At 66.8% G+C, this 13,397-nt stretch carries 15 protein-coding genes; 3 read left to right on the top strand and 12 right to left on the bottom strand.

Features of this window, described 5'->3' with window-relative positions; genetic code table 11:
• Positions 1-2: 2 nt before the first annotated feature.
• From fliR to AL346_RS04125, 12 genes are all read right to left on the bottom strand, one after another.
• Positions 3-758, bottom strand: coding sequence for a flagellar biosynthesis protein FliR (fliR, locus tag AL346_RS04070; RefSeq protein WP_019402912.1), 756 nt, complete (start codon positions 756-758; stop codon positions 3-5).
• Positions 755-2,842, bottom strand: coding sequence for a flagellar biosynthesis protein FlhA (gene flhA / locus AL346_RS04075; protein WP_053193292.1), 2,088 nt, complete (start codon positions 2,840-2,842; stop codon positions 755-757). The genes fliR and flhA overlap by 4 nt, the downstream gene beginning before the upstream one ends.
• Positions 2,843-2,878: 36 nt before the next feature.
• Positions 2,879-3,145: a flagellar biosynthetic protein FliQ gene (locus AL346_RS04080; RefSeq protein ID WP_019402914.1), complete on the bottom strand. Its 267-nt coding sequence runs from the start codon at positions 3,143-3,145 to the stop codon at positions 2,879-2,881.
• A 4-nt stretch (positions 3,146-3,149) separates the two neighbouring features.
• Positions 3,150-3,551, bottom strand: a complete 402-nt coding sequence (gene flgD / locus AL346_RS04085; RefSeq protein ID WP_019402915.1) for a flagellar hook assembly protein FlgD — start codon at positions 3,549-3,551, stop codon at positions 3,150-3,152.
• 30 nt (positions 3,552-3,581) lie between these two features.
• On the bottom strand, positions 3,582-4,028 hold the full coding sequence (flbT, locus tag AL346_RS04090; protein ID WP_026015264.1) for a flagellar biosynthesis repressor FlbT: 447 nt from the start codon (positions 4,026-4,028) through the stop codon (positions 3,582-3,584).
• A complete protein-coding gene (flaF, locus tag AL346_RS04095; protein WP_019402917.1) occupies positions 4,025-4,372 on the bottom strand; it encodes a flagellar biosynthesis regulator FlaF in 348 nt (115 codons plus the stop codon). The genes flbT and flaF overlap by 4 nt, the downstream gene beginning before the upstream one ends.
• 21 nt (positions 4,373-4,393) lie before the next feature.
• On the bottom strand, positions 4,394-5,437 hold the full coding sequence (locus AL346_RS04100; RefSeq protein ID WP_019402918.1) for a flagellar hook-associated family protein: 1,044 nt from the start codon (positions 5,435-5,437) through the stop codon (positions 4,394-4,396).
• A gap of 5 nt (positions 5,438-5,442) precedes the next feature.
• Positions 5,443-6,855 carry a flagellar hook-associated protein FlgK gene (flgK, locus tag AL346_RS04105; RefSeq protein WP_019402919.1) on the bottom strand — a complete coding sequence of 471 codons (1,413 nt, stop codon included), beginning with the start codon at positions 6,853-6,855 and terminating at the stop codon, positions 5,443-5,445.
• Between the two features lie 36 nt (positions 6,856-6,891).
• A complete protein-coding gene (locus AL346_RS04110; RefSeq protein ID WP_019402920.1) occupies positions 6,892-8,100 on the bottom strand; it encodes a flagellar hook protein FlgE in 1,209 nt (402 codons plus the stop codon).
• Positions 8,101-8,187: 87 nt separating this feature from the next.
• A complete protein-coding gene (gene fliI / locus AL346_RS04115) occupies positions 8,188-9,510 on the bottom strand; it encodes a flagellar protein export ATPase FliI (protein WP_019402921.1) in 1,323 nt (440 codons plus the stop codon).
• Between the two features lie 7 nt (positions 9,511-9,517).
• On the bottom strand, positions 9,518-10,243 hold the full coding sequence (gene flgF / locus AL346_RS04120) for a flagellar basal-body rod protein FlgF (protein WP_019402922.1): 726 nt from the start codon (positions 10,241-10,243) through the stop codon (positions 9,518-9,520).
• A 1-nt stretch (position 10,244) separates the two neighbouring features.
• Positions 10,245-11,030 (bottom strand): DUF1217 domain-containing protein, encoded by a 786-nt coding sequence (locus AL346_RS04125; protein WP_019402923.1) that lies wholly within the window; start codon positions 11,028-11,030, stop codon positions 10,245-10,247.
• A gap of 168 nt (positions 11,031-11,198) precedes the next feature.
• On the opposite strand from AL346_RS04125, the gene motA reads away from it, so the two are divergent.
• Genes motA through AL346_RS04140 form a run of 3 tightly spaced genes read left to right on the top strand, consistent with a single transcriptional unit; the run spans position 11,199 to position 13,371 of the window.
• Positions 11,199-12,080, top strand: coding sequence for a flagellar motor stator protein MotA (motA, locus tag AL346_RS04130; RefSeq protein WP_019402924.1), 882 nt, complete (start codon positions 11,199-11,201; stop codon positions 12,078-12,080).
• 3 nt (positions 12,081-12,083) lie between these two features.
• On the top strand, positions 12,084-13,022 hold the full coding sequence (locus tag AL346_RS04135) for a flagellar motor switch protein FliM (protein ID WP_019402925.1): 939 nt from the start codon (positions 12,084-12,086) through the stop codon (positions 13,020-13,022).
• Positions 13,003-13,371, top strand: a complete 369-nt coding sequence (locus AL346_RS04140) for a hypothetical protein (protein WP_019402926.1) — start codon at positions 13,003-13,005, stop codon at positions 13,369-13,371. The genes AL346_RS04135 and AL346_RS04140 overlap by 20 nt, the downstream gene beginning before the upstream one ends.
• Positions 13,372-13,397 lie beyond the last annotated feature (26 nt).

The raw sequence follows: 13,397 nt of genomic DNA on the forward strand, positions 1-13,397 counted from the left end.
GGCTATCCGTTCCGGAGCCACTCGGCGAAGCCGAGCATGAAGAGGGTCATGTATTCACGGAAGAGAAGGTAGAAGATCAACAGTCCGAGCCCGATCACGAGCGGCATCATGATGAAGTAGATCGGCAATTGCGGCGTCAGTTTGTTGGCGACGCCGATGGCGAAGTTGATGACAAGCGAATAGATGATGAAGGGGCTGCTGATGCGCAGGGCGATGAGAAAGGCGTCCGTCAGCTTGTCGACGACCTCCGTCAGCGCCAGGCGCGTGCCGAAGGTCTCGCCCGGCGGCAGCCGCTGGTAGGACGCGACGAGGCCGCGCAGCAGCTCCCAGTGCAGATCGGCGAAGAAGACGAGCGCGACCGCCGTCAGGGTGATCAGCGTCGCGAGCGACGGCAGGCTCTCGCCGTCATCGACCGGCGTGCCGAGCATGCCGCCGATGCCGATGGCCATGGCGATGGCGACGGCCAGCGTCTCGAGCGCCATGAAGAACAGGCGCGCCATGAAGCCGATGACGAAGCCGGTGAAGGTCTCGAAAGCGATCAGGCGCAGCATGTCGGCCGGAGCCGCATCTCCCACCCGCGCGCCGACCGGCCCCAGCAGCAGCGGCGTCAGCGCGAGCGAGACGGTGAGCGCGATGAACAGGCGCACGCGCGTCGGCACGCGTGCGCTCGAAAAGCCGGGCGCGACGATGAGGCAGCCGCCGATGCGGCAGAAGATCAGGAAGACGGCGAGGAGCGACTGCGAAAGCTGGGCGCTCACGAGATGGTTCCGAGCGACTTGATCTCGATGCCCCGCGCGATCTCGACGTGCGACAGCACCGGCAGGGTCGGGAACAGCCGCTCGACGATCATGCGCACGTAGGGCCGGGCGTCGGGCGCGGTGACGAGGACGAAGGTGGCGCCCTCGTTGAGGTGCCGGCGGATGACCTGCGAGGCCTCGTTGCCGAACTGCTCGACGAGGCGCGGGTCGATGTCGAATTCGACGACGTCGCCGCGGGCGTCGCGCTTGAGGCTCTGGTGGAAGGCAAGGTCCCAGCGGTTGCCGAGGCGCAGCACGCTGAGCACGCCGTTCTCCGCGAGGTCGCCGCAGATCTGCGGGGCGATGCGCATGCGCACGTGCTCAGCGACCTGCTCGGACCGGCGCGCATGCGGCACGATCTCGGCGATGGCCTCGAGGATGAGGTGCAGGTTGCGGATGGAGACGCCCTCGGCGAGGAGCAGCTTCAGCACCGCCTGCAGGCCGGAATAGGAGATCTGCGCCGGGCAGATGTCGTCGATCAGGCGCTTGTACTCGGGGTCGAGCCGATCGAGCAGCCCGCGCATGTCCTTGTAGGACAGGAGCTGCGAGAGGTTGTTGCGGATGATCTCGCTGAGGTGCGTCAGGAGCACCGAGACGTTGTCGACGGTGGTGAAGCCCTGCCGGCGCACTTCGTTCGAATAGGTCTCCGCCACCCACATGGCCTTGATGCCGAAGGCCGGCTCGCGCGTCAGTTCGCCAGGCACGTCCGGTTGCGGGCCGTCACCGGTGACGACGAGCATCTCGCCGATGCGCATCTCCTGGGTGGCGACGACCGTGCCGTGGATCTTGACCTGGTAGGTCTTGCCGGGCAGCGACAACGTGTCGGTCAGCTTGATGTCGGGCACCACGAAGCCGTACTGCTGCGCGAACTTGCGCCGCATCTTGCCGACCCGGTGGGCGAGCTCGCCGTGGGCATTGAGCAGCTTCATCGACAGCTGCTTGCCGAGGCACAGCTCGATCTCGGCCGTCTTGAGCGATTCCTTGACCGAATCCTGCGCCTCGCGCTTGGTCTGCTCTTCCTTCTCCTTGACCTTGGCGGCGGCGGCAGCCTCCCGCTCGGCGATGCGGCGGGGGATGGCGTAGCCGACGAAGGCCATGAGGCCGCCGAGCGCGACGAAGGGCAGGAACGGCAGGCCCGGCACGACGGCCATCGTGAACATGAGGCCGGCCGCCACGAACAGCGCCTTGGGATAGGTGCCGAGCTGGCCGAGCACCGCCTGCTCGGCCGAGCCGCGCGTGCCGCCCTTGGAGACGAGGAGGCCGGCGGCCAGCGAGACGATGAGCGCCGGGATCTGCGAGACGAGGCCATCGCCGACGGACAGCTTGGTGAAGACGTCGGCGGCCTGGGCCAGCGACATGTTGTGCCGCGTGACGCCGATGATGATGCCGCCGAAGATGTTGACCGCGGTGATGATGAGGCTCGCCACCGCCTCGCCGCGCACGAACTTCGAGGCACCGTCCATGGAGCCGAAGAAGGCGCTCTCCTCCTCGAGCTCGCGCCGGCGCCGCTGCGCTTCCTTCTCGTCGATGGTGCCGGCCGACAGGTCCGCGTCGATGGCCATCTGCTTGCCGGGGATGGCGTCGAGGGTGAAGCGGGCGCCCACCTCCGCGATACGCGTCGCACCCTTGGTGATGACGAGGAAGTTGACGGTGATGAGGATGAGGAAGACGACGATGCCGATGACGAAGTCACCGCTCATCACGAACTGCGAGAAGCCGTTGATGATGTAGCCGGCGGCCGTGACGCCCTGGTCGCCGTGGGCGAGGATGAGGCGCGTCGTGGCGATGGACAGGGCGAGGCGCAGCATCGTGGCGATGAGCAGCACCTGCGGAAAGGCGGAAAATTCGAGCGGCTTGTGGATCCACAAGGCCACCATGAGGATGAGCACGGAAAAGGCGATCGACAGGGCCAGGCCCATGTCGATGAGGAACGTCGGAACCGGCAGGAAGAGGATGGTGAGGATGGCGATGATGCCGATGGCGAAGCCGACATCGAGCCCCCTGCGCCCGCCTGCCGCCGCCTGCCCCGCCGTCACGTCCGACATCGCCTGTTCCCTCGTTTGCCGCGTCGGCCCGCCGCCTCAGAAGCCAGTGGTGATGCGGCCGTAGACCTGTTCGGTAAAGGCGAAGATCTGCGCCCCGGTGAACGAGCCGGTGAGCGCGATGACCACGAAGATGGCGAGGATCTTCGGAATGAAGGTCAGCGTCATCTCCTGGACCTGGGTGAGCGCCTGCATGAGCGCGATGCCGACGCCGACGAGCATCGCCGCGGCGACGGCCGGCCCCGCCCCGATGATGATCGTCCAGATGGCCATCTGGACGATGTCGAGCGCATCAGCCTCGTTCATCGGCTCAGCTGATGTTGACGCCCGGGCCGAGCAGCACGCGCGTGCCGTCCTCGAGCTCCGCGACGGCACCCTCGTCGTAGATCCAGACCGACTTGACCGTGCCGGAGATGCTCTCGTCCGCCGTCGTCAGCGTGCGCCCGATGATCCCGTCGATCTGCTGCAGGGAGCTGGCGACGAGGAGGGAATCGAGCTTCTTGTTCATCATCACGCTCTGCTCCACCTGCGAGAAGGTGGCGAGCTGCGCCATGTACTGCGTCGAATCCATCGGCTCCGTCGGATCCTGGTTCTTCAGCTGGGCGACGAGGAGCTTGAGGAAGGTGTCGTAATCGACCGAGGTCTTCGACGTGCCCGCCGACTGATTGGTCGGCGTGTTGTTCGTCACGTTGGATACCGAGGGTACGGTCATGGGTCTTCTCCCGGGTGTCTGGCCCTGCGCCTAGCCGGCCTGCTTGCGCAGGAGCGGCGCCTCGGCCTCCCGCTCGTGCTCGTCGAGGAGCGGCAGCTCGTCGCAGTAGAGACCGCGCAGGACGCGCATGGCCTCGAAGGGGCGCCCCTCTTCCGCAAGCCCTCGCACCTTCTCGAGCGTCTCGAGAAAGGGCGCTTCAGGCGCCTGGCTGTAGCTGCAGGGGACGAGATCGAAGAGCTGGCGGAACAGCTTCAGCGTTTCCTGCGCCGTGGCCGGATCCATCAGCATCGTCTGCAGCACGAAGTAGAGGCGCTTCAGCGGCGTCGTCGCGTCCTCGATCTGCAGGACGTGGTTCTCCATGAGGAAGGTCGCGTCGTTGAGCAGCTCGATCGCGACCTTGCGATCGACCCTCAGCACCGCGCCGTTGATGTAGATACGCTCGCCGGCACGCAGCGACAGTTGCATCGAACGCTTCATGCAAGACCGTTCCGAATGGCGGAGTTGACCTCGATCAGGGCGGAGAAGCTGCCGGCCATCTCCTGCCGGAGGCGCTGCGCTTCGCGCAGAACCCACAGGCCGATGGAGATGAGGCTCGCGCGCAGCTCCTGCGGCAGTCCGTTTTCTTCGCTCGCCAGATCCTCGATGAGGAGGTTCCACAACCGGTTGAGGAAATAGATCGCCTCCACGGCCTCGCGCGAATCGGCGCCCTTCGCTTCGGCCGCCTGCATCAGCTCGATGGCGTGATCGAAGGCCATGCGCTCGCGCGCCCTGCCCTCCGAAGCCGCGTCGTCGAGGATTTCCGCATAGGAATGCCGATACATCCGTCCGCCTCACTAACAGGGTTACAGATATCTGAGCAGGCTGAGGCTCTGCAGGCGAACCGTCAGGGAATAGGACATCTCGATCTGCGTCAGGATCGCGTCGAGCCGCACCTTCGCCTCGGCCGGATCGACATCCTCCAGCTTCCCGACACGGGTGGCGAGGATCTTCTTCTGCGCCTCCATGTTGGTGTTGGCGGTCTCGATCCGGTTCTGGGCCACGCCCATCTGCGCCTCGATGTCGATGATCTGCGCGATGGCGCCGCCCATCAGCTCCGTCGCCTTGTCGATCACCACCTGCAGCGCTTCAGTGTTGAGCTTGTCGCTGCCGAGGTCGAAGACCATCGTGTAGGCGGCGGCGAGCTGGCGCAGGGCCGCGTCGTTGGCCGAGACGGAGGAGGTGAGCGTCTCGCTCTGCGAGATGCGGCTGCGCTGGGCGTTGTCGGAGGCGTTGGACCAGTCCGCCCACTGGGCGTCGTCGAAGAAGAGATCGGAGAAGGCGTTGTCGAGGAACGTCGCCATGTCCGCCGCCGGGATGTTGGCGACGGCCGGGTCGTCCTGCGTCATGCCGAATTCGGCGAGGAAGGCCGCATCGAGGGCGGCCTTGTTGGCCGAGCCGGCGGCATAGTTGTTGACCGGCGTGACGCCGCTGTTGGTGCCGCCGAAGAGGAACTGGCCGTCGACGGCCGAGTTCAGGCTCCCGATCAGCGCGGCGAGCTTGTCACGCGCCGCATTGCGGATCACCTCGCTGCCGCGCTGCGCATGCGGCACCGACAGGAGCTCGGCCTGGAACTCGTCGGCCATGGCGCGGATGTTGCCGAGCGCCTCGACCGTCACGTCGAGCCGCGTCTTGGTGCGGCTGTTGGCGTCGACCATCGCCGTCAGGTTGTCGTACTCGGCCCGCAGCGACACGGCCTGGCTCGTCCTGCCGCCGAGGGTGAGGCCGACATCGGCATGGCGGCCGGTGGCGATCTCCTGGTTGTGGCGCGCCGCATCCGCCTGCATGCGCACGAGCGACGAGCGCGGCGAGTTGAGCAGCGAATAAGTGGAGATGAACGTCGTCTTCATGGCGCTTACCTCACCGCCTCGAGGAGCGAGCGCAGCATCTCGTCGATCACCGCGATGAGACGCGAGGCTGCCGAATAGGAGCGCTCGAGCTGGAGCTGCAGCGCGAGCTCGTCGTCGAGATTGACGCCCGTCGCGGTCGACAGCGCATCGGAGGCGCGGGCCAGCACCGTTTCCTGGTAGGCGGCGTCGGTCTGCGCGCTCGAGCGCCGGGCCTCCAGCCAGCCGACCGAGGAGGAGGAGAAATCGACCAGCGAGCCGCTCGTCTGGATGCCGGCGGCCGGGTCGAAGCCACGCGTCGCATTGAACCGGTCGATGAGCTCGAAGAGACGCGCCGAATAGCTCGCTTCTCCGGTCGGGTTGGTGTCGCCGTCGCGCAACTCGTCGAGCGAGCCGCCCTGGTCGGGGTCGTAGGCCGCGTTGATGCGGATGTCGGCCGCAAGGCCCGGGCGCAGTCCGCCGCCCGCGGGCAGACCGACCTGGGTGAAGAGCCCGCCCGCCGCCGTGCCGGTGTCGAAGATGTCGATGACGGCGCGAGCGATCTCGTCGAGCTGGTTTTGGTAGGCGACGGTCGTCACGTCGCGCACTTCCATCAGCCCGACGATGCGGCCCGAGCGCAGCGGCATCGTGGTGTTGCCGGTGACCGGCACGCCGTCGATGACGACCTGGTTGCCAACCGTCGTCGCGCCATAGACCAGCGTCGGCGTGAACTCGACCTTGCGGGCGCTCGTCTCGAACAGCGTCACGCCGCCGTCCGTGTAGAGCACCATGTCGTTGTTTTCGCGCGTGACGACGTTGACCCCGATCTCCTCCGAGATCTGGGCGAGCACCATGTCGCGCTTGTCGAGCAGGTCGGTGACGTCGGCGCCGGTCGCCGTGCCTTTCACCACCGCCCGGTTGAGCTCCTCGAACTGCGACAGGAGGTCGTTGACGCGCGAGACCGACTTGGCGATCTCGGCATCCGCCTCCTGGCGGGTCGTGGTGACGGTCTTGGCCGCCTCGTTCAGCGTCGTGACGAGCCCGCTCGCCTGGCTCAGCACCTGGCCTGCCAGGACCTTGTCCTGCGGCGCGTTGGCATATTGGTTGAGCGCGTCGAGCAGCTTGCCGAGGCGAGCGGCGGGCGAGCGCGCATCTTCCGTGTCGCCCACCGTCTGGTGCAGCTTGTCGAGCCCCTCGAGCCGCGCCTGGCTCGCCGCCGTGCGCGAGGTGGCGTCGAGCATGCGGTAGTAGAGGGAGGTGTCGGCCGCCCGGCCGATGGAGACGATGCGCACGCTGCCGTCGCCGGCCGTGACGGACATCGCGATCTTGCGCGAGTAGCTCGGATCGAGCGCCCCGCTGGTATTGGCTCCCGACACGGCGATCTGCGTCGAGGTCGTCAGCAGGGACGAGCGGGCCGTGTTGAGGGCGACGGAAAGGCTCATGACGAGGGCTCCGGCAAGGCTGTGTAGGACGTCCCGTCAGCGCTTGAGGTTCATGAGAACGTCGAGCAGCTCGGAACCCGTCTGGAACACCTTGGAATTGGCGGTGTAGTTGCGCTGGGCCTCGATCATGGCCGTCAGCTCCTCGCCCATGTCGACGTTGGATTGCTCGAGCGCGCCGGAGAGGATGGAGCCGAGCCCCGCCTGGCCGGGGAAGCCGACCTGCACGTTGCCGGACTCGATGCTGGCCGAATAGACGTTGCCGGCCTCGGGCGTCAGCTTGTCCGGGCTCGGCACGTTGGCGAGCGGGATGCGGTAGGTGGCGATGCGCGTGCCGTCCTCGTAGACGGCGTAGACCGTGCCGTCCTTGCCGAACTCCACCTTGTCGACCTGGCTCGGCGCGTTGCCGTTCACGATCGGGTCGAGCGGCGCATACTCGGAGGCGAGCTGCTGCATGCCCGAGAGGTCGAGCGTCATCGCCTGGCCGTTGGGAATGTTGATCGGCGTCAGCGCCGCGCCGGCGACGATCTGGCCGGAGGTGTCGAACTCGAGCGCGAACGGCCCGGCCGTCCAGCCCGCGGGCTCGACGCCGTCGATGGTGACCTGCCACTGCTGGTTGGCCGGCGCGAGCGGATCGAAATCGGTCATCTTCTCGAAGGTGACGTTGAACTGCACCTTGTTGCCGACGTTGTCGTAGACGATGAGCGAGGACTGGAACGTGTCGCCCAATGCCGCGGCGATGGGAAGGTTGCCGCCGAGCGAACCCTGCGTCGTCGGGTTGGCCGACATGGCGAGGTTGGCGAGATTGACCCGCTCGAGACCGTCGAGGCTGTTGAGCGTGACGTTCGGGTTGCCGTTCGTTAGCGGGTAGCCCATCAGGTAGTAGCCGGCGGTGTTGACGAGGTTGCCCTCGCTGTCGGGCACGAAGCTGCCGGCGCGCGTCAGATAGGGCGTGCCGCCTTCGTCCGACACCACGAAGAAGCCGTTGCCCTGCACCGCAAGGTCGGCAGAGGACGTCGTGAAGACCAGCGGCCCCTGCTGGCTGATGGAATAGCGGATGTTGGTGACGACGCTGCCCGAGTTGTAGCTGCCCTTGCCCGAGGAGAGCACGAGCGAGGAGAACTCCGCCGAGGCGCGCTTGTAGCCGACCGTGTTGGCGTTGGCGATGTTGTCGGCAACGGTGCCAAGCTTGTTCGACTGGGCATTCATGCCGGACACGCCGGTGCGCAGCACACCATAAAGGCTCATGGGACCCTATCCTCGCTATCCGTGGTTGCCCCCAGTAAACGGGCAAAAGCTTGCGTGAAGCTGCCGCTTGCCGGCAGCCGTCCGGCGCTACTGGCGCAGAACCTGCGCAAGCTCGCCGAATGCGTCGACGCTCGGCGGCATGCCGGGGTCCTGCCGCAGGGCGTCGTAGATGCGCGGCACCAGGGTCACCGCCTGGTCGAGCGCCGCGTCCGAACCGGTCTGGTAGCCGCCCATCAGGCGCAGGTCGCGCGTGTCCTCGAAGCGGGCGATCATGCCCTTGAGGCGCAGCGCCAGCTCCTTCTGGTCCCCCGACCAGATCTGGTCGGCGAGGCGCGAGATGGAGGCGAGCACGTTGACCGCCGGATAGCGGCCCTGGTCGGCGATCGCGCGGTCGAGCACGATATGGCCGTCGAGCGTGCCGCGGATGTTGTCGGCCACCGGGTCGTTGTGGTCGTCGCCGTCGACGAGCACGGAGAAGACGCCCGTGATGGTGCCGCTGCCCTCCTCGCCCGGACCGGCTCGCTCCAGGAGCTTCGGCAGGTCGCTGAAGACGCTCGGCGCATAGCCGCGCGCGACGGCAGGCTCGCCGGCCGAGAGCGCGACGTCGCGCGCCGCATGGGCGAAGCGGGTGACGGAATCGACGATGAGCAGGACGGATTCGCCCCGATCGCGGAAATATTCGGCGATGCTGAGGGCCGTGCGCGGCGCAAGGCGCCGCATCATCGGGCTCTCGTCGCCCGTCGAGACGACGGTGATCGCCCGCTCCCGGCTCGCGGCGAGCGGCCCCTCCAGGAATTCGCGCACCTCGCGGCCGCGCTCGCCGACGAGGGCGACGACCACCGTGTCGAAGCCGCTGGCACGGGCCAGCATGGACAGGAGCGTCGACTTGCCGACGCCGGAACCGGCGAAGATGCCGATGCGCTGGCCCTCGCAGATGGGCAGGAAGAGGTCGATGACGCGCACCCCGGTGCGCAGCGGCTTCGTCACGCGCCCGCGCGTCATCGCCGAGGGCGGCGGCGCATCGGCCGGCATGGCGCGCTCGCCGGCGCCGAGCGGCCCGAGCCCGTCCACCGCCTTGCCGAGGGCGTTGATCACGCGCCCCTTCCAGCTCTCGTGCGGGCGCAGGGCCATGGTGCCGAGGCGATAGGCGCGCGCGCCGATGCCGATATCGACATAGCCGTCGAACGGCTTCACGGTCGCGCCGCCGTCGTCGATGCGCACGACTTCGCCGGCGTGCTCGCGCCCGTTAGCACACAATGCGACGCGATCGCCGAGCTTGAGAAAGCGGGAGAGACCGGCGACGCGGTAGTAGGTGGGCGTTACCTCCCGCACCACGCCGCCAATGCGCACGCTCGGCAGTTCCTGTGCCCCGGCCGTGACGACGGCGGCCAGTCGCTCGAGCGTGTCCATGGCCGGCTCAGGTCGACGGGCCGAGGCTGCGGATCGCCTCGCGCAGCGAGGATTCGCCGTCATTCACCGCCGTCGAGGCATTGTCGAAGGCGCGCGAGACGGCGATGAGCTTCGTCATCTCCATGATGGGATTGACGTTCGATTCCTCGACATAGCCCTGCACGACGCCATGAGCGACGAAATCCTGGACCGGCGCGACGCCCGTCCGCGCGATAATGCCCGACGCCTCGAAGCGCTCGAGATCGGCGCCCGGCGCGATGGTGAAGAGGCCGATCGCGCCGATCTGCTGCCCGTTCTGGCTCAGCGTGCCGTCGCGGCCAATGGTCGGCGGGCCGGCATCGGCCTCGATCATGATCGGCGCGCCGGCGACATCGAGCACCGGATAGCCGGTCACGGTCCGCAGCATGCCGTCGTTGCCTATCTGCAGGCGCCCGTCGCGGCTGTGCACGATGCCGGCCGGCGTCGTGATGGCGAACCACGCCTCCCCGTCGATGGCGAGATCGAGCGGATTGTCCGTCTTGGTGATGCCGCCGGCCCGGCGGGAGATGAAGTTCTCGCCGCTCGTGGCGAAGGCGACGGAGTCCCGCGCCGTGCGCGACAGGACGGTCTCGAACTTCACCTCGTCGGCTCGGTAGCCGGCCGTCGACATGTTGGCAACGTTCTGGGCGATGGTGTTCAGCCGACGCTCCAGCGCGACCTGCGCCGAAAGCCCGACATAGAGCGCAGCTTGCATCTTACAGTCCCGTCTTGATCTTCTGCAGGCTCATGAGCAGGTCGACCCCCATCCCCGCCGTCTGCCCGCTGTTGCCGAACAGCGTGAGCACCGGTGCCGAGACGGTGAGCGGCGTATTGACGGCGTCGTAGACCGCCGCATACCGCTGCAGGAACTTGTCGAGCTTCTCGGGATCCTTGAAATCCTCGAAGTTGATCTTGGCCTCGATCATCTTGGCCTGGACCTCGATGTCGGCCGCCGCCGCCTCTTGAGGAATGCCGAGCGCGGTCTGGACCACTGCGAGCAGCGCCCTGTCGGCCAGGATGCCGTAAACGGACTTCAGCTCCGGCGCCTTGCGCGCGAAGTAGAGCGCGAGGCGGACGCCCTCGTTCTGCGCCCCCGCATCCTCCTCGAGCTGCTGGCGGACGTAGCGCTCGACGGTGCCCTCGCGGGTCGAGGAGAAGACCGTCGTCGTCGCGCCGTAGCGCGCGAAGTTGAAGGTCTTGGTGAATTCAACGAAGCGCTTGTCGGCCAGCCTGTTGGCGAAGCTCTTGCTGTCGTCCACGCCTTCCGTCAGCACCTTGCGCATATAGGCCTTGGCATAGATCATGTCTTCCAGGCCGAAAGCCTTCATGGCGAACGAATAGAGCCGATGATCGCCGAGGAAGTCGTCGATCGACTTCACGTTCTGGATGTTCTCCAGATAATATTTGCTGTCACGCGAGACCAGCGGCGCCGACGCCGTACGCTCCAGCGAGCGCGACAGGTCCTTGGTGAGCATCTGATAGCTGACGAGGGTCGACATCATGGCGGCAGCCTCCTGCGAGGAGGTTGGACCCGCTAGCTTGCCCGAGCCTGACCTGTCCCTGCCCCACGCCCTTTCAGCCCCGCGCAAGCCTCGCGCGATAGAAAACGGCCATCACCGCCCAGCGGGAGGACTGGCAATCACCACGCCGGCAAGCGGAGGAGATCGGACTTGAGTTTCTTCATCGGCCTGATCATCGCCATCGGCTCGATGCTCGGCGGTTTCATGGCGCTCGGCGGCAAGGTGTCCGTCATCTGGCAGCCGTTCGAATTCGTCATCATCGGCGGCATCGCGCTCGGCATCTTCATCATCGCCAACCCCATGTCCACCGTGAAGGACACCGGCAAGGCGATCAAGGAAGCGATCGTCGGCGACGTGCCCAAGCGCGACGACTATCTCGCCATCCTGGGCCTCCTCTTCAACCTGCTTCGCGAGCTGCGCAGCAAGGCCCGCAACGAGGTCGAGGCGCACATCGACGATCCGCACAACTCGCCGATCTTCAACAATTTCCCGCGCGTGCTGAAGAACCAGGAGCTGACGAACTTCGTCTGCGACTACGTGCGCCTGCTCATCATCGGCAACGCCCGTCCGCACGAGATCGAGTCCCTCATGGACGAGGAGCTCGTCACCATGCGCCGGCACAAGCTCAAGCCCTACAATTCGCTCACCGTCGTGTCCGAGGCGCTGCCCGCGCTCGGCATCGTGGCGGCGGTGCTCGGCATCGTCAAAGCCATGGGCGCCATCGACCAGTCGCCCGCCATCCTCGGCGGCCTCATCGGCGCCGCGCTCATCGGCACCTTCATCGGCATCTTCACGTCCTATGCCGTGCTCACGCCGCTCGCGCAGAAGATCAAGCTGACGCGCGAGAAGCAGGCCCGCATCTACGTCATCGTCAAGCAGACGCTGCTCGCCTACATGAACGGCGCCCTGCCGCAGATCGCCCTGGAGCACGGCCGCAAGGCCATCTCCGCGCCCGAGCGGCCGACCATCGACGAGGTGGAGAACGAGACCGTCATCGGCCGCAACGATGCGCCCGCCGCGGAGGCTGCCTGATCCATGGACAACAGCATGAGCCAGGCCGTCAGCAACGACATTCGCGACAGGCTTCTCGACGCGGCGGGCCTGTCGCTCGACCGGTTGCCGATGCTGCATGTGATCTTCGATCGCATGGCCACATACTGCGCCGACAACCTGCGTCACCTCTCGGCCTCGCCGTCCTATTTCTCGCTCTCGACCATCGAGAGCGGCCGCGTCAGCGACATCCTCGAGATCTACGAGGCGAACGCCGTCGCCGGCGTGTTCAACGTGCCGGAGTGGGACAGCGAGATCCTCGTCGGCTTCGACCGCGACTTCGTCTTCACCATGGTCGAGGTGCTGCTCGGGGCCGACGGCACAGAGCCGCCCGTCGACGACGAGCGCGGCTTCACCAATATCGAGATGCGCATCTCCATGGCCATCTTCGAGCAGGTGGGCAAGGCGCTGCAGGCCTCGTTCTCGATGGTGTCGGACGCGCGCTTCAAGTTCGAGCGCCTCGAGACGCGCATGGACTTCGCGGTGATCGGCCGGCGCAACAACCTCGCCGTCGTCTCCAAGTTCCTGCTGCAGGCCCTCAACCGCGGCGGCGAGATGTTCGTCATCATCCCGCAGTCGGCCCTGAACCCCATGCGCCAGACGCTGGCGCGCGTGCTCTCCGGCGACAATTCCACGCGCGATCCGCGCTGGACGGAGCAGATCCGCAGCGAGGTGAGCCGCACCGAGGTCAAGCTCCGGGCCGTGCTCGAGGAGCGGGAGATGGCGCTCGGCGACATCGCCGATCTCAAGATCGGGCAGGTCATCGAACTGCAGGCGACGCCGCGCAGCCGGGTCAAGCTCGAAGGCAACGACCAGCCGCTCTTCTGGTGCCGCCTCGGTCAATCCGACGGGTCCTACATGCTGCGCGTGGAGGATTACATCGATCAGGAGCAGGAGTTTATCGATGACGTCCTCTCTCGTTGACTACGTCCTTCTCGCGGCGCTCGCCCTGACGAGCGTCTGCGTGCTGGCAACGTACCTCAAGCTGCGCCATTTCGACCGCAATCATTACGACTACAAGCGCACGCTCGACGAGACGGCGGACGCGCTGAAGGCTGCCGGCAATTCCATGGGCAGCTTCACCGCCGACGGCCAGAAGACGCTTGTCGAGCTCGCCCTGCGCATCGACGATGCCCGCAAGACGCTCGCCAGCCTCGACGCAGGCATCGCCACGGCGCGCGACACCCTGGCGAGCCTGGAGAAGGCCGCCCAGCACCAGGCCGGCAGCGGGCGCGTCGCCCTGCGGCTCGTCGGCGACGACACGACGGCGTGACGCCCTGAAACGGCTCGAGACGAGGA

The sequence above is a fragment of the Chelatococcus sp. CO-6 genome, assembly GCF_001271345.1.
Taxonomy (GTDB): Bacteria; Pseudomonadota; Alphaproteobacteria; order Rhizobiales; family Beijerinckiaceae; genus Chelatococcus_A; species Chelatococcus_A caeni.